Below are 23661 nucleotides of genomic sequence, written 5' to 3'. Positions count from 1 at the left end.
GTAACTCCGAACGACAAGCTGTACGGCAACCCGAGCGGCAACCGGCTGTAACCGCCTCCACAATCGTTCGGCCTGTGATACAATAGCGGATATACAGCGGAACAGGTGAAGGATGGAGAATGGAATGAATAGCAGAAAGCTACCCAAATATATGCAGCTCAAAAACGAATTGTTGTCCTGGCTGAAATCGGACCGGCTCAAGCCGGGCGGCCAGTTTCCTTCGGAGAACGAAATCGCCGAACAGTTCGGCTTAAGCCGCCAAACCGTCAGACAGACTTTCGGCGAGCTCGAAAAAGAAGGCTGGCTGGAGCGGATTCAGGGCAAAGGAACGTTTGCCAGAAACCCGCTTCGCCGCGAGAGCGAGCAGGCCAAAACGATCGGGATTATTACGACGTATATTTCCGATTATATTTTTCCGCATATCGTGCGGGGCGCGGAAGCGGAGCTGCGAAGCCGGGGATACCGACTGCTTTTGTCCAGCACGGACAACACCAAGGAGAAGGAAATGGAAAGTTTGCAGCTGATGACCAGCCAGCCTTTAAGCGGCCTGATCATCGAGCCGACCAAAAGCGCGGAAGGCAACCCGAATCTGGGTTATTTTTTGGAGCTGCAGGAGCAGGGAATTCCCTATTTGATGATCAACGAGAAATACCGTGAGCTGGAATGCCCTTGCCTGAAGGTCGATGACGAGACGGGCGGATACAAGGCGGCGCATTACCTGCTGGAGAACGGACACCGGTCGATTGCCGGGTTCTTCAAAAGAGACGACCTGCAGGGCGTAAACCGTCTGAAAGGTTTTTTGTCCGCCCATAAAGAGTTCGGCATCACGCTTTCGCCAAAGCACGTCGTCACGTACACGACGGAACAGAAGGGCGAGTATATGCGTCGCCAAGCGGTTCAGCTGCTTTCATCGGGCGGCGCGGATCGGCCGACCGCTTTCGTCTGCTATAACGACGAATTGGCGGTTGTGCTGATGGATGCAGCGGCCGAATGCGGCCTGCGGATTCCCGAGGACGTGTCCCTGGTCGGTTTTGACGACTCCAGCTTGGCCATCGCTTCGGGAACCAAGCTGACGACGCTGACCCATCCGAAGACGGCAATGGGCGAACTGGCCGCAAGGCAGCTGATTGGGATGATCGAAAAAGGCGAGGCATACGAAGATACGGTGTTTGCGCCGGAACTTATAGAACGGGACTCGGTGCTTAAACGGAACTAAATAAGTCGAACAAAAGAAAAGTAACTTGGCAAGAGTGGGAAATGTTCCGGAAGAAACTTATATAGAATCGGAAGTTGAATTATAGATTGCCCGCAGCCCTTCCATCAAGGGGAGGTTGCTTGCTAACTTGTACGTACAAATTTTATGAAAGGAAGTGGCTGCATATGCTGGATTCACTGAAGCAGCAGGTGCTGGAAGCCAATTTGGAACTGCCGAAATACGGGCTGGTTACTTTTACCTGGGGAAATGTCAGCGGCATTGACCGGGAAAGCGGATTGTTCGTCATCAAACCAAGCGGAGTGCCATATGAGGAATTGAGGGCGGAGCAAATGGTGGTTGTCGATCTGGAAGGCCGGGTGGTGGAAGGTACGCTTCGCCCGTCATCGGATACTCCAACGCACATGGTGCTCTACCGGTCGTTTCCGGAAATTGGCGGCGTTGTGCATACGCACTCGCCTTGGGGCACGAGCTGGGCGCAGGCCGGACGTTCGATCCCCGCTTACGGAACGACGCACGCGGATTATTTTTACGGGGAAATCCCGGTGACGCGCCCGATGACGAAGGCTGAAATCGAAGGCGCTTATGAGCTCGAAACGGGCAATGTGATCGTGGAGCGGTTCGCGGGGTTGGACCCGAGTCAAATGCCCGGTGTGCTGGTACATTCCCACGCGCCGTTCGTTTGGGGGAAAGATGCCCATACGGCCGTGCATAACGCGGTTGTGCTGGAGGAAGTAGCCAAAATCGCTGCCACGATGCAGCAGATTAACCCGCTGACGGCGCCGATGGATCAGACGCTGCTTGACCGCCATTTTTTGCGCAAGCATGGAGCAGGGGCTTATTACGGACAAAAGTAGATTTATGGGGAGGAAACAGAGATGGGTAAAAAATACACCATCGGAGTGGATTACGGTACGCAGTCCGGACGCGCGGTTCTCGTGGATTTGTCGGACGGGCGCGAGGTTGCCGATCATGTAACGCCGTATCCGCACCATGTCATCGATGAGAGGCTTCCGGACTCCGGCGTCAAGCTGGAACATGACTGGGCCCTGCAGCATCCGGGCGATTATCTCGAGGTGCTGCGGAACTCCGTTCCGGCGGTTATCGCCGCATCGGGTATCGATCCGGCGGATGTCATCGGCATCGGCATCGATTTTACGGCCTGCACCATGCTTCCGGTGGATAAGCAGGGTCAGCCGCTTTGCTTCGATGACGAGCTTAGCGCCAAGCCGCACAGCTGGGTGAAGCTGTGGAAGCATCACGCCGCCCAGCCGGAAGCAGACAAGATCAACCGGATTGCTGCCGAACGAGGGGAAGCCTTTTTGCCCCGTTACGGCGGAAAAATTTCGTCCGAGTGGATGATCGCTAAGATATGGCAAATCCTCGACGAAGCGCCGGACATTTACGACCGGACCGATCTGTTCCTCGAAGCGACGGATTGGGTCATCTCGCAGTTGACCGGAACGATCGTCCGCAACAGCTGCACGGCCGGCTACAAGGCAATTTGGCATAAACGGGAGGGATACCCGGACAAGGAATACTTCAAAGCGTTGGATCCCCGGCTCGAAAATTTGGCCGAGACCAAGCTGCGCGGGGACGTGATTCCGCTTGGATCGAATGCGGGGGGACTGACGGCGAAAATGGCCGAAAGCATGGGTCTTCAGCCGGGCATCGCCGTCGCGGTCGGCAACGTGGACGCCCACGCGGCCGTGCCTGCGGTTGGCGTCGTCACCCCGGGCAAGCTGGTAATGGCGATGGGGACATCCATTTGCCATATGCTGCTTGGCACCGAGGAAAAACAGGTCGAGGGCATGTGCGGCGTTGTTGAAGACGGCATCATCCCGGGGCTGTACGGTTATGAAGCCGGACAGTCGGCGGTCGGCGACATTTTTGAATGGTATGTGGAAGAAGCGCTCCCCGGTTATGTGAAGGAAGCGGCCGACCGCGAGGGCTTAAACGTCCATCAATGGCTGGAGCGGGAAGCGGACGTATTCAAGCCGGGCGAGACGGGTTTGCTGGCTCTAGATTGGTGGAACGGCAACCGTTCGGTTTTGGTGGACACGGATTTGACCGGGATGATCCTGGGCATGACCCTGCTGACCAAGCCGCAGGAGATTTACCGGGCGCTCCTTGAGGCGACGGCCTTCGGCACGCGCAAAATCGTCGACGCTTTTGACGGCAGCGGCGTGAAGGTGGATGCGCTGTATGCCTGCGGGGGATTGCCGCAAAAAAACCGCCTGTTGATGCAAATTTACGCCGACGTGACGAACCGCGAGATCTTCGTTGCGGATTCCAAGCAGACGCCGGCGCTGGGTGCGGCGATGTTCGCCGCCGTCGCTGCCGGGGCGCCGGTCGGAGGTTACGACACGATCATCGACGCGGCCCGGAACATGGCCCGGGTGAAGGAGGAAACATTTAAGCCGATTCCGGAACATGTCCGGGTATACGACCGGTTGTATGAGGAGTACAGCCAGCTGCATGATTATTTCGGCCGTGGGGGAAATGACGTCATGAAACGGCTGAAAAAAATCAAACAGCAGGCCGCGGCGGAATAAATGGGAAAGATGCCAACCTCGGAGGAGGGAAAGAAAAAATGATGCTCGATGACCTGCGTTTGAAGCAGCTGGAACGGATTGAACTGGATCGGGGGGCGATTTTGCAGGCAGCGCCTTTTTTGCGGGAGCGAGGCTATAGGAAGGTTATTTTGACCGCCGACGAAAATACGTACGCGGCGGCCGGAGTTGGTGAAACCTTGACACGCGAACTTGAAGCCGCAGGTTTGGAGGTTAAGCCTTGTCTCATTCAGCCGAACGAACTGGGCGACGTTGTCGCCGACGAGGTTTCGCTCGTCCGGCTGCTGCTGGATGTCGATCCGGCGGAGACGGACGCGCTGCTCGCCGTCGGATCGGGGACGATCCACGATATCGTCCGCTTCGCCGCTTATAAAACCGGCAAGCCGTTTGTGTCCGTGCCGACGGCTCCATCGGTGGACGGCTTCACTTCATCCGGCGCGCCGCTCATTATCCGCGGCGTCAAAAAGACTGTCCCGGCCAAGCCGCCGATCGCGATTTTCGCCGATCTTGATGTGCTGACGCGTGCGCCGCAGCCCCTGGTCGCCGCCGGTTTCGGCGATATGCTCGGCAAATTTACCTCCCTGTTCGACTGGAAGTTCTCCCGGCTCACGGCCGGGGAACCCTATGACGGACAGGCGGCGCTCATCACCGAGCGGGCGCTCCGCTCGTGCGTGGAGCACGTTCGCGCGATCGGCGGCCGCACGGAAGAGGGCATCCGTGCGCTGATGACCGCGCTGATCGAATCCGGCATCGCCATGCTGCTGTTCGGGCAGTCGCATCCGGCTTCCGGCGCGGAGCACCATCTCTCCCACTATTGGGAGATGGAGTTTTTGCGCCGGGACCGCCGGGCGCTGCTGCACGGCGCCAAGGTTGGCGTCGCCTGCGCCGAAATCGCCCGTCTCTATCACGAGGCGGGCGATCGGGGGGGCTATCCCGGCCGCGAGCCGGAGGCGCTCCGGCAGCATGGCGCGCAGGTCCGCGAATGGCTGCGGGACCTGCCGAGCGAAGCGCAAATCCGCGATTGGCTGCGCCTCGCGGGCGGGCCGGTCAGCCGGAGCGAGCTCGGCATCGACGACGAGCTGCTCGCGCGCAGCCTGCGCGAGGCCCATCGCGTCCGCGATCGGCATACGCTGCTGCGGGCGCTGAACGAGGCCGGCATGGAGTAACGCGATGAGCGCTCAACGCTCAGCCGTCCGCGCTCAGCCGTTCTAAGTTCTGCCCTTCAGGGTCTGCCGCTTTGCGTTTCGTGCTCAGCCGCTCAACGCTCCGTCGTTCCCGCGCTCCGTCGCCTTTCGCCGCTCCGCAATAAGGGCATAAAATGGCCTTATTCCGCTCTCAGATCGTATTTTCTCAAAAATAGCGGCACAAAATGGCCTTATTTTCCCAGAATGGCCGGAAACGGGGCCAATGAGGGGTTCTCGGGAGAAATAAGGCCCCAAAAGGGCGTTAATTTCGTGAAAAGGGTCGATCCGACAGAAATAAGGGTAAATCGTACCGCTATGCTCCATGGACGGAGGCGCAGGCTGGCTGACTTGGTGTCAGATGCATCAACCGCATCAATCCCATTAGTCTCATTAGTCATCAGTCTCACCAGTCTCACCAGTCCCACCAGTCCCACCAGTCTCACCAGTCTCACCAGTCTCACCAATCTCACCAGCCTCACCAGTCTCATCAGTCTCACCAATCCCACCAGCCTCACCAGTCTCATCAGTCTCACCAGTCTCACCAGTCCCACCAGTCTCACCAGTCCCACCAGTCTCACCAGTCTCACCAGTCTCTTTAGTCTCACCAGTCCCACCAGTCTCATCAGTCTCACCAGTCTCCATCAGTCTCACCAGTCTCACCAGTCCCACCAGTCTCATCAGTCTCACCAGTCTCCATCAGTCTCACCAGTCTCCATCAGTCTCACCAGTCTCATCAGTCTCACCAGTCTCATCAATCCGAGCAATCCCTCCAGCCTCGTCCAATCGCGCAAAAGCCGCTGACTTTGTCAGCGGCTTTTGCTGCAGGTTTGCAATAGGTTCAACCCAATGCCTCTTTCCTGCGATCCCAATGCGCCATTGCGAAGGAAGCTTGTCCTCGGCACCCGACGCTGACGGCAGCGTAGGCGGCTGCGGCAATTTCCATTACGAAGGAACTTTGTCCTCGGCGCCCAGCAAATCGATAAAGGCGCGAAGCGCACCGGTCGGATGAGAGTTTTTGCGGTAGATCAGCTCGGTTTTCATATGGCGCATCGATTCGGGCAACTCGTGGACGTGCACAGTGCCGTCGTCTTCCTGCTTCCGTACAGCAACTCGCGGAATCAGCGAAATACCGAGTCCGGCCGCCACTCCGCCGATAATAGCCTCAGTCGTGCCCAACTCCATCGTATTCATGTTCGCCTTGCCCTGGGAACGCTGATATCCCTCCAGCACCTCCCGGTAAGAGCAGCCTCTGCTGTTGACCAAAATCGGCTTGCCAAGCGCTTCGCTCATTTCGGTCACCCACGGCGCGGAAATAACGACCACTTCCTCATCAAACACAGGGATGGCGATCAAGTCATCGTGTTTGTACGAAGAGCTGATAAAAGCAACGTCCAGATCGAATTGCAGAACCCTTTCCACGAGGCGGCTCGAAATATCGGTCGTGACCGATAACTCAACCTTCGGATACATTTCATAATATCGGCTTAGAAGTTTGGGGAGACGCACTGCGGCCGTGGTCTGCAAAGAGCCGATCAAGAGTGGGCCGACGGGTTCGCTGGAAGAGGAAAGGACGATAGACGCTTCATCCAGAAGTCCGACGATCTTATCTGCGTAATCGAGCAGCATTTTGCCGCTTGAGGTTAAAGTGATGCCCCGGTTATGTCGGTAAAAAAGCTCTGTCCCCAGTTCGCTTTCGAGCATCTGGATGCGGGTGCTCACATTGGACTGTACGTAACCCAGCCGAATGGCGGCTTTGGTAATGGAGCCTTCCCGGGCTACTGCTTGAAAAATGCGCAAATCCGCGCTCTCCATGTCGATTTCCCTCCGAATCGCAATCTGTATTTGATTTGATATCATTTATTATGATGACTAATATCTACATCAATCATTATACATAATTTCAAACCTCCTTTACAATACATTCATGACTACTGCAAAGGAGGATTACAACACATGCGTCTATATAAATATATGGCTTTGCTGTTGTTGACCACGTTTTTGATGGGAACCGCGTATCCTGTCGCCAAGCTGGGGATGATGCACACCACGCCCCTGATTCTGATGGGCATCCGGTTCTTTTTGGCCGGAGGGATTCTCGCTTTATTCAGCGCCGGGAAGCCGCAGCCCAAGGGAACAAAACAATGGCTGCAAATCGTGCTGCTCGGGTTGTTCCAATCGGTAGGGGTGATGGGTTTTACCTCTTACAGCATGCGCTGGATCAGTCCGGGAGAGTCGGCTATCATTGGAAGCACCAGCCCGCTCATGCTGATCGTATGGGGGGCGTTAACCGGGACGGCTTATCGAACCAGACAGTGGGTCGGCGTCGCGATCGGCTTTGCCGGCGTCGTCATTGCCTTTGGTCTGAATATGAGCTTGAATCCCGGTACTTTGATTGCTTTGGCGGGGGCGGTCTGCTTTTCGGTCGCTACGGTGATCATCAACCGAATTGGGCCGGCGTTCGACAAAATGGTACTGGCCGCCTATCAAATGCTGACGGGGGGCATGATGCTGCTGGCCATCAGCTTCGCGACCGAGAAGTCTTACTTGGAGATGAATTTGTCATTCGGATTCACGATCATATGGCTGGTTGTTTTATGTTCTATCGTGCAATATTCCGTTTGGTTTTATTTACTTAGCAACAGCGACCCGGCCAAAACGAGCTCTTTCTTGTTCCTTTTTCCGATCTTTGGCGTACTCTGCAGCTGGTTTTTGCTCGGCGAACAAATCGCCTGGTACGTCTATGGGGGCGGCGCGTTAACCTGCATCGGCATCTTTTTGGTCAACTGGCAGGGGAAAGCGCAGCGGCAGTCTCATGGAAACGCCAAGCGAAATGGCGAGCCATCGGTGGAACTGTAGGCATAATGTGAGGTTAAGGAAAGGTGCGCGAGGTCGGCCGGGCAACCGGTATGCAGCCGACTGAGCGAGTGCGATCGTCGCGGTCAAACCGAAAAAAGGCTAGCCCAAAGGTCGACTTGAACTCTTCGCTAGCCTTTTTTTCTGCTTCTTCGAGCCGCTCAAAAATCTTTTTGCCCGTACTCTCCCAGAAAGGGAATAACGAATCAGAGGGAGTTCACGTCCGCATTTGGTAGCCGCTTGCCAACCCTTAATTTTATTCAATAGGGCAAGCGGCGGACAAGAGCGGCCCGAGATCGTTATTTTCTTTCGTTGACTACGCTATAAGGGTTTTGAGCCGCACCCCCTATTCCCCCTGCACGTCGTACAAAACCCTGGCCAGCAGATCCTGGCTATAGTTGCCGAAGTTTTTGCCGTAAATGGTCAACCCCCGCTTGTTGACGGGTTTGTCGGTGACGGCGATGCGAAACGTAAGCTCGCTTTTGTAGTCCAACTGAATTTGGTCCAGCGTAACGTCGGAAATGCGGCATCCGTCAATGTAGCTGCCCTCATTATTGATCCGGATGAGCTTAAGCATGCCGTATTGGTTTAAGTGAGGAGGCCACCAATCCGGGTTGAAGGTTCCGCGCGCATCGCCAAAATCTCCGGGGCTGGTCCAAAAACCGATTTCGATGCCGTTGATGTAAAAATAAATATCCGAGGGATAATTGTCGCAATATCCCGGAGCTTCCGAACCGAGCTCCATCGAAAACTGGATTTCGCGAAAAGTCTGGTTGGGCTTGAGATAGTTGGGAATCCGGTACTCCAGATATCCTTCCGAGAGCCAAATAATCTCCGAGTCGATCCGCTGCGGGTCGGCAAAATAACGGGGATCGTCGAAATCGCCGATAATGCTGTCTTTTGTCGCAAGCCCGCAGGTAGGAGCCACTTGATAGTTGCTGTAATGGCCGACCTGAATTTCAACTTCGTACAAGTTCTCCACGTCTTTGCTGCGCAGATCAACCATCAGTTTATCCTTGTTCAAATAACAGATCTTTTGGATGCCGTGCTTGCCCACCGAGGTGCTGATTTCGATCAGGCCGCTTTCCTCCAGTTTCTTGATGTGCATCGTAATCGCCCCGTTGCTCAGATTTAGCCGGGTAGCGAGATCGTTTAGGTTCAAGGACTGGTTTTTGGCCAGCAATTCGAGGATTTGAATTCTGATCTCAGAACTTAACGCTTTGAAAATGTCGATCCCGCTCATCAAATCCTTAATATAAATCATAGTGCAAACCTTCCTCCAAATAAGGATATCGAAGCCCTTTTATTTTAGATTATTATAAACTAACGTAGTCATTTAATAAAGCATTAAATCTAAATTTGTAAAATAACTCAAGAAAATAGTTAAAATTTGTAGTGAATTAAAGATTATGTTCATATACTTTTGAAACAAACTTCCGTGACGGACTTGATAATTTGCGTAAAATTCAAAAAATGAGCCCCAAAATTTAGAATTTGCCTTTATGTTTATATAAATATAAAAAGATTTAGGTTTATCATTTACAGCAATCTATTCCTATGGTATTTTATACCTGTAAGCGGATTCATTCAAGGTTATTCGAATTAATTGATAATATTCTAAAACGGAGGGTGATCATTTTGTCCTCAAGCACACAGCAGGCCAAAGTGGTAGTAGACAAAGCATTCAAAATTGCCGACGTGGATAAGCGGATTTACGGTTCTTTCGTTGAACACCTGGGAAGGGCGGTATACGGAGGAATTTATGAGTCCTCGCATCCGACGGCCGACCGGCTGGGTTTCCGCGAGGATGTCAAACAACTTGTCAAAGAGCTGAACGTGCCGATTATCCGCTATCCCGGCGGCAATTTCGTATCCGGGTATAACTGGGAGGACGGAGTGGGTCCTGCCGATCAGCGCCCGAAGCGGCTGGAATTGGCCTGGAGAACGGTCGAACCCAATGACGTGGGCACCAACGAATTTGCGGCTTGGGCGAAAGAAGTGGGGTCGGAAGTGATGATGGCGGTGAACCTCGGTACCCGTGGTGTTGACGCCGCCAGAAATTTACTGGAATATTGCAACCATGCTTCAGGAACCTATTGGAGCGATTTGCGCCGGAGTCACGGATATGAACAGCCCCACGGCATAAAGACCTGGTGTCTTGGCAACGAGATGGACGGACCTTGGCAAATCGGCCAGAAAACGCCTCAGGAATACGGCAGGCTCGCTTATGAAACGGCAAAAGCGATGAAGCAGGTAGACCCTGGCATCGAACTTGTTTCCTGCGGCAGCTCGGGTTCGGGAATGCCCACCTTCCCGGAATGGGAAGCCGTTACGCTGGACTATACTTACGAGCATGTCGATTACGTTTCCCTGCACTCTTATTACGGCAACCGGGACAACGATACGGCGAATTTCCTGGCCAGATCGCTGGATATGGAGCATTTCATACGCACGGTGGCAGCCACCTGCGATTACGTCAAAGCGAAGAAACGCAGCAATAAAACGATGTACCTGAGCTTCGACGAATGGAACGTTTGGTACCACTCCAACCAAGCCGACGCTCAGATCGAACCATGGAGAATCGCTCCTCCGCAGTTGGAAGACGTCTATAATTTCGAAGACGCCTTGCTGGTGGGCAGCATGCTGATTACGTTTCTCCGCCACGCCGACCGGGTAAAAATGGCCTGCATGGCCCAACTCGTCAATGTCATTGCGCCGATCATGACGGAAAACGGCGGCCGGGCCTGGAGACAAACGATATTTTATCCGTATATGCATGTTTCCAGATATGGACGCGGTGTTTCGCTGCAGCCCATCGTCGATTCACCTGTTTATGATACCAAGGATTTTACCGACGTTCCTTATTTGGATAGCGCCGTCGTTTACAATGAGGCGGATGGCGAGCTTACGATTTTTGCCGTTAATCGTCATCTGCAGGAAGCGCTCGATCTGAAATGCGATATCCGCGGATTTGAAGGCTATCGCCTGGTCGAGCATATCGTGCTTGAGCATGAGGACTTGAAAGCGGTGAATACCGCGGACCGGGAAAACGTAAAACCTCACGCCGGAGGAAGCGCCGTTTGCCAAGACGGTTACGTAAATGCCCGCCTCTCCAAAGCGTCATGGAACGTCATTCGGCTGAGCAGATAGTCGTTTTCTTACCGATTGATCGGCATAGCGGCTACAGTCCGCAGCTTTTTCTCCCGAATGGACCAAATTGGATTGACTTGCACAGCATGAGGTACTAGAGCGGTCTGTCTCCCATAAAGATATTCGATCGATGTTTTTCTTAAGGAGTGTAGAGAAACCGTCTGTATGAAATGTGCAGAACTTAAATCCAGGGAGGGTCAAGTATGAAGAAAAAATGGTTCATCATGCTGCTCGTGTTGACGATGGCTACGTTTTTATGGGGGTGCGGAAAATCATCGACGACGGCCGGCGGCGAATCCTCGGTTTTGGAAGGCGGAGCCGGCGAAGGGGCCACGGAGCTGTCCTATTGGACTTTTGTGGAGCTGCATGGTCAGCATTTCGAGAAAATGCTCGAAAAATGGAACGCGGCCAATCCCGACCGGCAAATCAAGCTGAATGTCACGGTGATGCCTTATGACGATATGCATAATAAATTGTCCATCGCCGTTCAGACGGGGGTGGGCGCTCCGGATATCGCCGATATCGAGCTTGGGAAATACCCGGACTTCATGAAGGGAACGCCGCAATTGGAATCCCTGAACGATGTCGTGGAGCCCTATAAGGGAACTGTCGTTCAGTCGCAATTGGACCTGTACAGCAAAGACGGTACCGTATATGGACTGTCCACGCACGTAGGGGCCACGGTCGCTTTTTACAATACCGAAATCCTGGAAGAAGCCGGCGTTGATTATAAAGACATCGTAACCTGGGACGATTTCAAAAAAGCGGGCATGCAGGTTTACGAGAAAACGGGCAAATACATGGGAACTGCGGATACGAGCGCAACGTGGCAAGCCTCTTTGCTGCTCGCGCAGCAGGGAGCCGATTTTACGGATGACGCCGGAAATCCCGTGGTCAATTCGGAGGCCATGGTCAAAGGGCTGACGATCCTGAAAGACCTGCAGGACAATAACGTCATCGCCACGATTGCCGGCGGGCAGCCGGATACGGAGGAAGCTTACGGCGAATTCAATTCGGGCAATTATGCAACCTCGTTCATGCCGCTCTGGCAGATGTCCCGCTATACCAATTATATGAAGGATCTTTCCGGGAAAATCGCTATCGCTCCTTTGCCCGTTATTGAAAAAGGCATGCCTCGCTCTTACGGCGGCGGAGGAACGGCAACCGTCGTCACCAAAACGGCGAAGGATATTCAGTTGGCCAAAGAATTCATCGCCTACGCCAAGCTTTCGCTGGACGCCAATATTGAAATTTGGAACACGCTTGGGTTTGACCCTATAAATATGGATGTTTGGGACATGAAGGACGTGACGCATAATCCGGACAATCAATTCGTCAAATATTTCGTCAACAATCCGTTCGACGTGCTAAATGAGATCCGAAACGAAATTCAATTGATTAAATCGACCTCGGCTTCGCCTACCATCAACAACGTGCTTTGTACCATTACCCTCAATGAAATTTTCGAAGACGGCAAGGATATCAAACAAGCATTGGATGAAGCGCAAAAACAAATCGAGCAGGAACTGAAATAACGATGATCAGAAAATTTCTTTACTCGCAAAAGGTGGCGCCCTACGTTTTTGTCCTGCCCTTCATTATCGTGTTTGCCGTTTTCTGGGTGTACCCTCTGGGCAGTTCGTTCAGTATGAGCTTTCAGAAGCTCACGCTGGGTCAGGAGGCAGAGTGGATCGGCGCCGACAACTACATCAAATTGATGGGGGACGGGGTTTTTCTCAAAGCCGTCACGAACAGCGTGATTTACATGGTGCTGACCTTGGTGATCCTGATTCCGTTTCCGATGTTGTTCGCCGTTCTGATCAACAACAAGTTCATGTGGGGACGGGAGTTTTTCAAATCGTCGTTTTTCTTTCCGGCATTGACCTCCGTCGTTGTGGCCGGCACGATCTTCAGATTGATGTTCGGTGAAATGGAGGGCTCCCTGATCAACAGCTTTCTTGGCCTGTTCGGCATCGAGCCCGTTAAATTCCTGAAAGGGCAGGTTACCGGCTATATCGCTTTGGTTGCTTTGGCCACCTGGAGATGGACCGGAGTGAACATGCTGTATTTTTTGTCCGGCTTAAAAAATATTCCCGAGGAATATTACGAGGCGGCTTCGATTGACGGAGCGTCCCCCTTGCAAAAATTCGCCCGCATCACGATGCCTCTGTTAAAGCCAACCACGATTTATGTATTAACGATCAGCATTTACGCCGGACTCGCGATGTTTATCGAGAGCATGATGTTATGGAACGGCAACAACTCCCCGAAAAATATCGGGCTTACCATCGTCGGATACTTGTACCGCCAGGGCATCGAAAAGAACAATCTGGGCTACGCGGCGGCCGTCGGAATCGTGCTTCTGGCCATCACGATGATCATCAATCTGACGCAGCTTGCCTTTACCGGCATGTTTAAGAAGGAGGAGGAATCGTGAAGATGCAACTGCCGATCAAAATCATTCTCGTTGTTTTTTTCGCCGTGTTATGCGTCTTGGTCCTCATTCCGTTTTATGCCGTGACGATCGCCTCCTTTAAACCCGGCGAGGACTTGATCCGCTACGGACTGAATCTGAAGTTTGATCTGTCCGTGATGAGTTTGGACAATTTCGTTTATTTGTTCACGGGCGATCATGCCTATTTCACCTGGTTCTTCAATTCGCTGCTGCTGACGGTCGCGCAGGTCGTACTGACCTTGCTGGTCAGCGCAACGGTGGCTTACGGATTCTCGGCGTACGAATTTAAAGGGAAAAACATTCTGTTCGTCTGCGTCCTGCTGATCATGATGGTTCCGTTTGAAATCCTGCTCCTTCCGCTCTACACGCTCATTTATAATATCGGTTTGATGAACTCGTATTCGGCGATCGTTTTGCCGGGAATCGCAAGCGCGGCGACCATTTTCTTCTTCAGGCAATACTTGAGGGGGATTCCGAAAGAAATGATCGCCGCCGGCAGAGTGGATGGAGCCTCCGAATACGGGATATATGTGCGACTAATCCTGCCGGTAATGAAACCATCCTTTGCCGCAATGGCCATTCTGAACGGGATGAACAGCTGGAACAATTTCCTTTGGCCGTTTATGGTCCTTGGCGATGCCGGCAAATACACGCTTCCCATCGGGCTCAAAACGCTGCTCACGCCGTACGGGAACAATTATGATCTTTTGATCGTGGGCTCGTTTTTTTCGATTCTCCCGATATTTCTGCTGTTTGTCGCCTTTCAAAAATATTTTATCGACGGCATGACCGCCGGTGCGGTAAAGGGGTAACCCCGCAAATTTACGGGCGACCAATCTCTTAGCTTATCGAAAAGCGGATTGGTCGTTTTTGTCTTTGTAAATGAACGTCAAAATAGTGCAATAAGACAACAGAAAAATGTTTGTTGCTCCTTGTGAAAATTTCTATAATTAAATGTAAACGCTTTATTCCGGCCTGGAGGAATGAATAGATGACCAAGGTGCTTATTGTGGATGATGAACCCAAGCTGCGGGAAGGGCTGCGCACGTTTATCGATTGGCAGGCTCTAGGATATCATGTGGCGGATACGGCGGGGAACGGCAAGGAAGCTTTGGAGAAATTCGGGATTCACCGTCCGGGATTGGTCGTGGCCGATATTCGGATGCCGGGCATGAACGGACTGCAGTTGATCGAAAAGCTGCGGGAGCAGGACCCTAGGCTGCACATTTTGATTTTAAGCGGATACGCCGATTTTGATTATGCCAAAAAAGCGATATCCCATCGGGCCGACGGTTATTTGCTTAAGCCTGTGGACGAAGATGAGCTAACCGACTATTTGCTTAAAATCAAACGGGAAATCGAGGAAGAGCAGTTCTCCGAGCATTGGAAGCTGGTTACCGCCGAGTGGAACCGCGAGGCGTTGATCCGCTCTTTGATTGACGGAGCGGACTCCGATGACGCCGATCCCCTTTGCGAAAGAGCCGAACGAGTGGGGATTGTGGGCAAATCGTTTCAAATTCTTCTTTTGTCGCTGAATGTCTCGGAGGATGCGGATGAAGGGATTGCAGCGAGGATGAAAAGCAGACTGGCCGAAATGTTCGAACTTCCCGGACGCGGCTGGGTTTTTAACCATCATGACAAGCTTGGCGCTCTTCTTAAAGAGCCTTTGCTTTCCGTAGAAACCGGAGGGGTATATCGCGAGATTCAGGAAACGTTGGCCGGCACGGGAGCGGAGTTTACGGTTGCGATCGGGTCCAGGGTAGGGCTCGTGAAGGATATTGCCGATTCCTACAATACGGCCTGCGGATTGATCAAGCGTCATTTTTTTCTGGAAGACGGCAAAATGCTGAATCCGGATATGCTCCAAACGCAAGATGCAAGTGATTCGTCCGAGCCGGGGCATGAGGAAAGTCTTGCGGAACAACTTGGAGAGCAGTTGTTTTACGCCGTTGATGCCGGAACCCGGAAAGCGCTGGGAACTTTGCTGCGCAGGATGGGAGAAACCTACATCGCCGCCCATTGCGGGGAGCAAGAAATCAAAAGCCGTTTCGTAAAGGTGCTTACCTCAATCATTGGCAGGGAACTGAAGCATTCAACGGAACTACAGAGCCGCAGCAAGGCTTATTCCGATGAGCTGGCGGAGATCTACAAGATTTCTTCGATGCAAGGTTTGTACGAAAAGGCGGAAGCTTTCCTGCAGCGGATCATTGATCGGCTGGAAGACGGGGGGAAACATCGCGAGGTTAAAATCATGCTCGACCTGATCGACCGAAACTACAGCGATAACCTGAAGCTGGAAACTTTATCGGGCATATTCAATTACAACACCGCTTATCTGGGGAAGCTGTTCAAAAACGCGACCGGTGAATATTTCAACACGTATCTCGACAAGGTGCGCATCGAAAAAGCCAAGGCTTTTTTGGAGGAAGGCTTCAAGGTGTACCAGGTGGCCGAGAAGGTAGGGTACACGAATGTGGATTATTTTCACGGCAAGTTCAAAAAATATGTGGGCACTTCCCCTTCCGCTTACCGCAAGCAAACCGGCCAAGATTGAAGCCTTTTCTCCATGAAAAGAATATTTGCTCGTTTGCCTATCCGATTTTTCGGACAAACGCCCTGTCCTATCTCCGTACTTGGCATAAGATATGTTGCATGCTAATGACAAGGAGGTAAGAATTCATGGGAGACGTTGGATACGGCGGCGGTTTTGGTTTTACTTCGATTGGCGTGATTTTGGTGCTGTTCATTCTGCTGGTTATTATTTCCAGAGCATTCGTTATCTAATTTGACCCTGAATGAATGGGAGCTCTTCCGGTCAGCGCCGGAGGGGCTTTATTTTTTTGTCCATGCTTGGACAGGCTCCGCCATGACCTGAAATTATCGCATGAAAACGTAGCTAATCCTCCGTGTATGAACCTGCCCGGCGGGCCGTTATGATGGGAGAAAGGAAGAAGAAAACGGCGTTTCGCTTTTTTTGTGAAGCGCTTACATTATCAAGAAAGAAAAGAGGTATTCCATCCATGACGGAACAAACCAATTCCTTTCCCCATCAAAACCCGGATTTGCCGCTGGAGGAGCGGGTGAACGATCTGGTTTCGCGGTTTACGATTCGGGAAAAGATCGAGCTGATTTGCCAATTTCAAGCGGAGGTCCCACGGCTTGGCGTGAAGAGTTACAAGCATGGCACGGAAGGGGCCCACGGCGTAGCCTGGCTGGGAGAAGCGACCGTTTTTCCGCAAAATATCGGGCTCGCCTGCACCTGGAATCCCGGGCTGCTGCGGCAAATCGGTTCCGTGATCGGCGACGAGGCTAGAGTTTACTACCAGCGCAATCCGGCGATCCACGGATTGACGATGTGGGCGCCGACGGTCGACATGGAACGCGATCCCCGCTGGGGCCGCACCGAAGAAGCGTACGGAGAGGATCCGCATCTGACCGGCGCTTTGACCACGGGGCTGGTAAAGGGGATGCAGGGAGATCATCCTTTTTACTATAAAGCGGTGGCGACTTTGAAGCATTTTTACGGCAATAACAATGAAATCGGACGGGGGGATTCTTCCGTCAGCATCGATCCGCGCAATAAACGGGAGTATTATTTGAAGGCATTCGAGCCCGCGTTCCGGAACGGACGAGCCGGGTCGATGATGACCGCGTACAACGGAATCAACGGAACGCCCTGCAACTTCAACCATGAAGTGAACGATATCGTCAAGGGCGAATGGAACATGGACGGTTTTGTCGTCGGCGACGCCGGGGACGTGATGGGAACGGTCCTGGAGCACCGTTACGTGGATTCCTTCGCCGAAGCGGTTGCCGGCTCGATCAAAGCGGGCCTCGACAGCTTGACGGACGATCGGCACATCATCCATCGCGCCCTTGGCGATGCGCTTGAACAAGGCCTGCTGACGGAGGCCGATCTGGACCGCGCGCTGCGGAACACGTTCCGCGTCCGGTTCCGGCTGGGCGAATTCGATCCGGCGGAGCGGAATCCGTACAGCCATGTGCCGGAGGCGAAGCTATGCGCGCACGAGCATGCGGCATTGGCTTTGCAGGCGGCCCGGGAATCGGTCGTGCTGCTCAAAAACGAGCGGCTGCTGCCGCTGCGGCGAGAAGCCGGGTCGGTTGCGGTTCTCGGGCCGCTGGCGAATGAGGTATACACCGACTGGTACAGCGGCACGCCCGCATATCGTGTGACTCCGCTTCAGGGAGTCACGGAGAAAATGGCCGGGCATCCGGTGCATTTTCACACCGGACTCGACCGTATTCGGCTCCGCTGCGCATCCAGCGGCAGCTATGTCGGCATAGCTTCTTCCTCCGCCGGATCGTCCGGGGAAGAGGCAGTGCTTGCGGCCGACCGCGCGGATGCGGGGCAAGCCGAGGTATTCGAGCTTAACGATTGGGGCTGGGGAACCGTGACGCTGCGCGCTTCGAGCAGCGGAAAATTCGTGACGGCAAGCGAGGACGGGCAACTGTTGGCGACGGCGAACGAAGCTGGCGGCTGGTTTGTAAGAGAGGCGTTTGAGTTTGAGCCGCAATCCGGCGGCAGCGCCGTAAAGATAAAATCCTGGGAAGGCAAGCCGGTTGTGCTTGACGAGCAAGGGCGTTTATCCGTGAACGGGAACGCGGACTCCGACGCTGTGAACGGCGCCGAAAAATTTATCGTCGAGTTAGTTGAAAGTGGTTTGGCCCAAGCCGTTGCCGCTGCGAAGTCGGCTGACACGGCGATCGTTTTTGTCGGGAACAACCCGTACATCAACGGCAAAGAAACGACCGACCGTCCGGACATCACGCTGCCGCCATCTCAAGAATCGCTTCTCCAATCGGTTTATGAGGCTAATCCGAATACGGTTGTCGTGATCGTGGGCAGCTATCCTTATGCGGTTAATTGGGCTCAGGAGAACGTTCCGGCAATCGTTTTCATGTCGCATGCGGGGCAGGAGCTCGGCCACGCGGCGGCCGACGTGCTGTTCGGCGATTACAATCCGGCGGGGCGTTTGAATATGACGTGGTACCGATCGGTTTCCCAGCTTCCCGACATCAGGGACTACGATATGATTAAAGGCAAACGGACCTACCAGTATTTTGACGGGAAAGTATTATATCCATTTGGGCATGGGCTGAGTTATACCCGCTTTGGGTACGGCGGCCTTTCCTTAAGCCGGCCGGAGATCGATGCAAACGGCGCCGTAAGCGTATCGGTAGAGGTTCGCAATATCGGGGAAACGGCCGGAGACGAAGTCGTACAAATGTACGTCAGAGCGAATTTTTCCCGTGTGGTCCGGCCTTTGAAGACTTTGAAGGGATTTAAGCGTCTGCATCTTGACGCCGGTGAGGCGAAAACGGTGACTTTCGAGTTAAAGGCTTCGGAGCTGGCATTTTGGGACGTGACCCGCGACCGTTACTGCGTTGAGGCCGGAACGTATACAATTATGATCGGCGCTTCTTCGGGAAATATCGCCGCGGAGGCGGTCCTGAAAGTCGATGGTGAAATCGTCCCTCCTCGGTCGCTGAGCCAGCCGGTCGCGGCGGTGAACTATGACGATTACGAAGGAGTATACCTGGACGAATGCCGCGAAGGCGGGGAGAGCATTCGGCTGGTGTCCGAGAGCGGGTGGATCGCTTTTTACGACGTGGAGCTTACGGCGGAAACGGCCCGTTTTGAGGCCAGAGTCTCGGGACACCTTCGCGGCGGCCAAATCCTTGTTGCGCTGGACCGCCCGGACGGGGAGATTGCGGCAAGCTGCGAGGTTCCGCCGACGGGAGGCCGCCAGGCCTGGACGACGGTAACCGCGGAAGCGTCCGTTCCGCCAGGACGGCACAAGGTGTACGTTACCTTAAAAGGCGAGGTGCAAATAAGCCGGCTTTGGCTGGTTTGACGCTGCGTCGAAATAGTGCGGCAGAATCGGTGAACGGGGAGTACGGGTATCTTATCGTGAATCATCAAGTTAAAGTACAATTTTATTTTATGACCGGTGCGGTGGAGCGGAGCGTTGGATAAAAGGCAGGTCGGCAGCCGCGTTGTTAATTGGCAAAGTAGGTCCGGGGATCGGATGATCGAGCGGAATTGGAACGAGGGTGAAGTGGGGAGTTAGGATCACAGTTTAGGGGAAGTCGTGTAGATCGACCGATTTAAGCTTGAGTTTTGAATGAAGTTGAAGTAAGGAGCCGGTTCAGAGATTATGAGCGGATAGATCGGATTGATCGGTGAGCTTGAACTGAAATGAAATTGAAGCATAAAGCTGGATCCGCGGTTAGGAGCGGTACTCGGGACCGACCGGTTGAGCTGAAGCGGCCGAAACGGCTGAAACGGCCGGACTGCCTACCAATATTGCCGGACGAAAAGTTAACTGGAATTTCTCCAGCTAATTTAACTAATTTACGGCATTCAACTAAATTAGCCGGAAAAACTCCGGCTAATTTTGTCATTTTTTCATTTTCGGCGCAAAAAGTGGAATATTAACGGTATTTTTTCCAGCAAATCGTTTCAAAACCTTGATTTGCTTAAAAATAACGGGAGGTTTTACCGTTAATCGGAATCAGCCGGGGAAAGCTGCGACAAGCGGGAGCGCTACGATTCACCGGGGAAAGCCATGATAAGCGAAAAAGCTACGGCACATTTGGGAAAGCCGAGGCAAGCGAGAGAGCTACGGCATACCGGGAAAACCACGACAACCGAAAGAGCAGCAACTTACCGAGCGCCAAGTAAATGCCCTAAAAGTAGCGGACACTGTCTCCAAGCCGGCCTCCTATTAGCCGCCAGCTGCCCTCTGATTAATCCACCTGCACGAGCAGGCGCTTCCGGAATTCCGAAGGGGAGCAGTTCATCGCTTTCCGGAATACCCGGATGAAGTAGCTGATATTGTCAAAGCCTACCTCCAGCGCGATATCGGAGATTTTTCGCTCCGGCAGACGGAGCAGCTCCGCCGCTTGGCGAATCCGGTAAGAGTTGATATAGTCCATTGGCGTTTGGCGGGTCATCGACTTGAAGAAGCGGCAAAATTGGCCTTCACTCATCGGGATCAAAGCCGCAAGCTCGGACAACCGGATCGGGCTGCCATAGTTTTGCTGAATGTACAAAATGACCGTTTTGAGCCGTTTGATTTTGGAGGATTCGCTGCGGCTGTTGGGTGAAGTGCGATTGACGGCCTGACCCGCGGAGGCAATTTCCGACAGCATCAAATAGAGATGGCCTTTTACCGAGCCTTCATAACCAGGAGCTCCGGAACCGCAGCTTTCCATGATCGCCATAATATGATCCAGCAAGCGGGCTTCCGCCTCGTTTTCCCGGCGCAGATGCCGCGGAAACGTAGCTTTTCGTTCCTGCAAGGGGAGAATCAGGTTCTCCTGCACGGCGTCATAATGGGCGCTGGCAAGCAGATTGGTGTCAAACACCAGGGAGAAAAAGCTGCAGCCATCGCTCCCATGGGCATGCGCCGCATGGATATCGCCTCCATCGATGAAGACGGCTTCACCAGCCCGCACCGGAAAATAGTCGGTATCCACCTGAAACAGCGTTTCTCCTTCCAGACAGCAGAAAAATTCGGCCTCGTCATGCCAGTGGCAGTCGACGACATGCTCTCCCGGTCCGTAACGGAACCAGTAAGTGCCGATTGGAAGGCGTTCGGTGCCATGACTGCGGCTTTCTTTCAGTGAACGGCGGAGAGCTTGGTCCATTTTATGATCACCTCGTCAATATAGTGTTACATTATCGTTGAATTATGTTAGTTCGTCCGAAAGTATATCAGTATAATGCAAGTATAGAACGTTTTTATTCGAAAAACAATGCGATGAGGAAAGGCGGTATATTTACTATGAAATTTACGGATGGAAACTGGCTGATTCGTGACGAGTACACGCTGTCCACCGCGGTTCAGGCTCATGACTTCGCCATTGAAAACGGTACATTGACGGCCTACGTTTCGGCGATGCCGATTCGCGGCCGGGCCGACATGATCAACAGCACGCTGCTTACGGTGCAATTTCATTCTCCGCTTCCCGGCGTGATCGGGGTTAAGCTGACCCATTTTGCCGGAACCGTGGACCATGGTCCTTCGTTTGAACTGACGCCCGGCGGCGCGCACGCGGAAATCAGCGAAAACGAGCAATATGCCGAGCTCACAAGCGGCAGCCTCAGCGTTCGCATCAACAAAGGCCCGCAGTGGTCCGTCGATTTCTACCGGGGAAGCGAACGTATAACCGGAAGCGGTTACAGATCGATGGCCCACGTGACCGAAACCGGCGGCAGCACCTATATGCGCGAAGAGCTGGACCTGCGGGTCGGCGAATGGGTATACGGTCTTGGCGAACGGTTCACTTCGTTTGTCAAAAACGGACAAATCGTCGATATCTGGAATAAGGACGGCGGCACAAGTTCGGAGCAATCGTACAAGAACATTCCTTTTTACGTAACCAATAAAGGGTATGGCGTATTCGTCAATGATCCCGGAGCGGTATCCTTTGAAGTGGCTTCGGAAAAGGTGAAAAAGGTGCAGTTCAGTGTTCCCGGCGAATCGATCGAATATTTCGTTATCGATGGTCCGGAGCCGAAGGACGTTCTGGCGAAATATACCGATTTGACCGGCAAGCCTTCGCTTCCGCCGGCTTGGACTTTTGGCCTGTGGCTGACGACTTCGTTTACGACGAATTACGATGAAGCCACGGTGAACTCCTTTGTCGACGGGATGGCGGAGCGGGATTTGCCGCTGCATGTATTTCATTTCGACTGCTTCTGGATGCGGGAATTCCATTGGACCGATTTCAAATGGGATGAGCGCGTGTTCCCGGACCCGGTTGGCATGCTGAAGCGTTTGAAGGAGAAGGGGCTGAAAATTTGCGTCTGGATCAACTCCTACATCGGCCAGCGCTCGCGTCTGTTTGAAGAAGGCAAGCAAAACGGCTATCTGCTCAAAAAACAAAATGGGGACGTTTGGCAGTGGAACCTGTGGCAGCCGGGCATGGCGCTGGTCGACTTCACGAATCCTGCGGCTTGCGAGTGGTTCAAGGGCTATCTGCGCGAGCTGATCGATATGGGCGTCGACTGCTTCAAAACCGACTTCGGCGAACGGATTCCGACCGACGTCGTCTATTATGACGGCTCCGATCCGGAGAAAATGCACAATTATTATACTTACCTGTACAATAAAACCGTCTTTGAAGTGCTTGAAGAAAAGCTGGGCAAAAACGAAGCGGCGCTGTTTGCCCGTTCCGCTACCGTAGGCGGACAGAAGTTCCCGATCCATTGGGGCGGCGACTGCTACGCGGATTACGAGTCGATGGCGGAAAGTCTGCGCGGCGGTTTGTCGCTGGGCCTCTCCGGCTTTGGCTTCTGGAGCCACGACATCGGCGGCTTCGAAAACACTGCGCCGGCGCATGTCTTTAAACGCTGGCTCGCCTTCGGATTGCTCTCCAGCCACAGCCGCCTGCACGGCAGCAGCTCGTACCGTGTGCCGTGGGCTTATGATGACGAAGCGGTCGATGTTACTCGCTTCTTTACCAAGCTGAAAAGCCGCTTGATGCCGTATTTGTACGATACCGCGGTTTATGCCACCGAGCATGGCGTGCCGACGATGCGGGCCATGCTCCTGGAATTCCCGCATGATCCGGCGAGCGAAACCCTGGACCGCCAATACATGCTCGGCGATTCGCTGCTTGTAGCTCCGGTCTTTAGCGAAAACGGCGATGTGTCCTACTATTTGCCGGAGGGCAAATGGACGCATCTATTGTCCGGCGAGACGGCGGAAGGCGGCAAATGGCGCAAGGAACACCACAATTTCTTCAGCCTGCCGCTCTTTGTCCGTCCGAATTCGATTCTGGCTCTGGGCGCAAACGACTCCCGTCCGGACTACGATTACGCGGATGGCGTAACCTTGGGACTGTACCAGCTTGAAGACGGAGCGACAGCGACCCGTATCGTGCGCGATGTCAAAGGCGCCGCCGAACTGTCGATAACGGCGGTCCGCACCGGCGATCTTCTTACGCTCCGCGCCGAAGGCGCAGGCAAGCCGTTCCGCGTTTCGCTGCACGGCATGGGCGAAGCCGGCGCCGTTCAAGGCGGGACGCTTGCGGCAGACGGAATGATCGAGGTATCCTCCTTCTCCGGCAGCACGGAACTGAAAATCACGCTCAAATAATCAACTTCAAAAAATTGAAGCCGGTGATGCTCCCGTTACCGGGACGCCGCCAAATATCCCCTTTTCCGGAGGGGATATTTGGTTTTTATGGTTTAAAACCCTT

General features: G+C 53.5%; 17 protein-coding genes. 13 read left to right on the top strand and 4 right to left on the bottom strand.

The genetic code is table 11. From position 1 onward, the window contains the following. Window positions 1–124 precede the first annotated feature (124 nt). The 4 genes from ACI48K_RS09585 (at window position 125) to ACI48K_RS09570 (ending at window position 4952) form a co-directional block, all read left to right on the top strand. Complete coding sequence (locus ACI48K_RS09585; RefSeq protein WP_475027377.1) at window positions 125–1216, top strand: substrate-binding domain-containing protein; 1092 nt, start codon at window positions 125–127, stop codon at window positions 1214–1216. Window positions 1217–1380: 164 nt separating this feature from the next. Further along, window positions 1381–2070: an L-ribulose-5-phosphate 4-epimerase gene (gene araD / locus ACI48K_RS09580; protein ID WP_475027376.1), complete on the top strand. Its 690-nt coding sequence runs from the start codon at window positions 1381–1383 to the stop codon at window positions 2068–2070. A gap of 21 nt (window positions 2071–2091) precedes the next feature. Next, window positions 2092–3768 (top strand): ribulokinase, encoded by a 1677-nt coding sequence (locus tag ACI48K_RS09575; RefSeq protein WP_475027375.1) that lies wholly within the window; start codon window positions 2092–2094, stop codon window positions 3766–3768. 41 nt (window positions 3769–3809) lie between these two features. Continuing rightward, window positions 3810–4952 (top strand): sn-glycerol-1-phosphate dehydrogenase, encoded by a 1143-nt coding sequence (locus tag ACI48K_RS09570; RefSeq protein ID WP_475027587.1) that lies wholly within the window; start codon window positions 3810–3812, stop codon window positions 4950–4952. Window positions 4953–5360: 408 nt separating this feature from the next. Here the strand turns inward: ACI48K_RS09570 and ACI48K_RS09565 are convergent, their stop codons facing one another. Both ACI48K_RS09565 and ACI48K_RS09560 read right to left on the bottom strand, forming a co-directional pair. Then, window positions 5361–5648: a hypothetical protein gene (locus ACI48K_RS09565; RefSeq protein WP_475027374.1), complete on the bottom strand. Its 288-nt coding sequence runs from the start codon at window positions 5646–5648 to the stop codon at window positions 5361–5363. A 264-nt stretch (window positions 5649–5912) separates the two neighbouring features. Beyond that, entirely contained in the window at window positions 5913–6782 is an 870-nt protein-coding gene (locus ACI48K_RS09560; RefSeq protein ID WP_475027373.1) for a LysR family transcriptional regulator, read from the bottom strand. 141 nt (window positions 6783–6923) lie between these two features. On the opposite strand from ACI48K_RS09560, the gene ACI48K_RS09555 reads away from it, so the two are divergent. Then, window positions 6924–7826, top strand: a complete 903-nt coding sequence (locus tag ACI48K_RS09555; RefSeq protein ID WP_475027372.1) for a DMT family transporter — start codon at window positions 6924–6926, stop codon at window positions 7824–7826. Between the two features lie 343 nt (window positions 7827–8169). On the opposite strand, the gene ACI48K_RS09550 is transcribed toward ACI48K_RS09555, so the two are convergent. Further along, complete coding sequence (locus ACI48K_RS09550) at window positions 8170–9087, bottom strand: ArsR/SmtB family transcription factor (protein WP_475027371.1); 918 nt, start codon at window positions 9085–9087, stop codon at window positions 8170–8172. A 293-nt stretch (window positions 9088–9380) separates the two neighbouring features. Here ACI48K_RS09550 and arfA point away from each other — a divergent pair, with 293 nt between their 5' ends. The 7 genes from arfA to ACI48K_RS09515 all read left to right on the top strand — a co-directional run bounded on the left by arfA (window position 9381) and on the right by ACI48K_RS09515 (window position 19304). After that, entirely contained in the window at window positions 9381–10973 is a 1593-nt protein-coding gene (gene arfA / locus ACI48K_RS09545; protein WP_475027370.1) for an arabinosylfuranosidase ArfA, read from the top strand. A gap of 203 nt (window positions 10974–11176) precedes the next feature. Next, on the top strand, window positions 11177–12508 hold the full coding sequence (locus ACI48K_RS09540) for an ABC transporter substrate-binding protein (protein WP_475027369.1): 1332 nt from the start codon (window positions 11177–11179) through the stop codon (window positions 12506–12508). Window positions 12509–12510: 2 nt separating this feature from the next. Further along, complete coding sequence (locus ACI48K_RS09535) at window positions 12511–13410, top strand: carbohydrate ABC transporter permease (protein ID WP_475027368.1); 900 nt, start codon at window positions 12511–12513, stop codon at window positions 13408–13410. 2 nt (window positions 13411–13412) lie between these two features. Further along, on the top strand, window positions 13413–14240 hold the full coding sequence (locus ACI48K_RS09530) for a carbohydrate ABC transporter permease (RefSeq protein ID WP_475027586.1): 828 nt from the start codon (window positions 13413–13415) through the stop codon (window positions 14238–14240). Between the two features lie 179 nt (window positions 14241–14419). Beyond that, window positions 14420–15982 carry a response regulator transcription factor gene (locus ACI48K_RS09525; protein WP_475027367.1) on the top strand — a complete coding sequence of 521 codons (1563 nt, stop codon included), beginning with the start codon at window positions 14420–14422 and terminating at the stop codon, window positions 15980–15982. A gap of 125 nt (window positions 15983–16107) precedes the next feature. Then, window positions 16108–16212, top strand: coding sequence for a YjcZ family sporulation protein (locus ACI48K_RS09520; RefSeq protein WP_475027366.1), 105 nt, complete (start codon window positions 16108–16110; stop codon window positions 16210–16212). Between the two features lie 236 nt (window positions 16213–16448). Continuing rightward, on the top strand, window positions 16449–19304 hold the full coding sequence (locus ACI48K_RS09515; RefSeq protein WP_475027365.1) for a glycoside hydrolase family 3 protein: 2856 nt from the start codon (window positions 16449–16451) through the stop codon (window positions 19302–19304). A gap of 895 nt (window positions 19305–20199) precedes the next feature. Here ACI48K_RS09515 and ACI48K_RS09510 read toward each other — a convergent pair. Further along, window positions 20200–21102: an AraC family transcriptional regulator gene (locus ACI48K_RS09510; protein WP_475027364.1), complete on the bottom strand. Its 903-nt coding sequence runs from the start codon at window positions 21100–21102 to the stop codon at window positions 20200–20202. 137 nt (window positions 21103–21239) lie between these two features. Here ACI48K_RS09510 and yicI point away from each other — a divergent pair, with 137 nt between their 5' ends. After that, window positions 21240–23558, top strand: a complete 2319-nt coding sequence (gene yicI, locus ACI48K_RS09505; protein WP_475027363.1) for an alpha-xylosidase — start codon at window positions 21240–21242, stop codon at window positions 23556–23558. The last annotated feature ends 103 nt before the right edge of the window (window positions 23559–23661 follow it).

The sequence above is a fragment of the Paenibacillus terrisolis genome (genome assembly GCF_056171975.1).
This window is presented reverse-complemented; position numbering and strand designations above follow the sequence as displayed.

Excerpts from the sequence above, each read along its gene's own strand:
- ACI48K_RS09565 (WP_475027374.1), bottom strand. The coding sequence starts at position 5,648 with ATGAGACTGGTGGGACTGGTGAGACTGGTGAGACTGATGGAGACTGGT.
- ACI48K_RS09560 (WP_475027373.1), bottom strand. The coding sequence starts at position 6,782 with ATGGAGAGCGCGGATTTGCGCATTTTTCAAGCAGTAGCCCGGGAAGGC.
- ACI48K_RS09555 (WP_475027372.1), top strand. The coding sequence starts at position 6,924 with ATGCGTCTATATAAATATATGGCTTTGCTGTTGTTGACCACGTTTTTG.
- ACI48K_RS09540 (WP_475027369.1), top strand. The coding sequence starts at position 11,177 with ATGAAGAAAAAATGGTTCATCATGCTGCTCGTGTTGACGATGGCTACG.
- araD (WP_475027376.1), top strand. The coding sequence starts at position 1,381 with ATGCTGGATTCACTGAAGCAGCAGGTGCTGGAAGCCAATTTGGAACTG.
- ACI48K_RS09515 (WP_475027365.1), top strand. The coding sequence starts at position 16,449 with ATGACGGAACAAACCAATTCCTTTCCCCATCAAAACCCGGATTTGCCG.
- arfA (WP_475027370.1), top strand. The coding sequence starts at position 9,381 with ATGGTATTTTATACCTGTAAGCGGATTCATTCAAGGTTATTCGAATTA.
- ACI48K_RS09575 (WP_475027375.1), top strand. The coding sequence starts at position 2,092 with ATGGGTAAAAAATACACCATCGGAGTGGATTACGGTACGCAGTCCGGA.
- ACI48K_RS09520 (WP_475027366.1), top strand. The coding sequence starts at position 16,108 with ATGGGAGACGTTGGATACGGCGGCGGTTTTGGTTTTACTTCGATTGGC.
- ACI48K_RS09525 (WP_475027367.1), top strand. The coding sequence starts at position 14,420 with ATGACCAAGGTGCTTATTGTGGATGATGAACCCAAGCTGCGGGAAGGG.
- ACI48K_RS09550 (WP_475027371.1), bottom strand. The coding sequence starts at position 9,087 with ATGATTTATATTAAGGATTTGATGAGCGGGATCGACATTTTCAAAGCG.
- ACI48K_RS09510 (WP_475027364.1), bottom strand. The coding sequence starts at position 21,102 with ATGGACCAAGCTCTCCGCCGTTCACTGAAAGAAAGCCGCAGTCATGGC.
- ACI48K_RS09585 (WP_475027377.1), top strand. The coding sequence starts at position 125 with ATGAATAGCAGAAAGCTACCCAAATATATGCAGCTCAAAAACGAATTG.
- ACI48K_RS09570 (WP_475027587.1), top strand. The coding sequence starts at position 3,810 with ATGCTCGATGACCTGCGTTTGAAGCAGCTGGAACGGATTGAACTGGAT.
- ACI48K_RS09530 (WP_475027586.1), top strand. The coding sequence starts at position 13,413 with ATGCAACTGCCGATCAAAATCATTCTCGTTGTTTTTTTCGCCGTGTTA.
- yicI (WP_475027363.1), top strand. The coding sequence starts at position 21,240 with ATGAAATTTACGGATGGAAACTGGCTGATTCGTGACGAGTACACGCTG.
- ACI48K_RS09535 (WP_475027368.1), top strand. The coding sequence starts at position 12,511 with ATGATCAGAAAATTTCTTTACTCGCAAAAGGTGGCGCCCTACGTTTTT.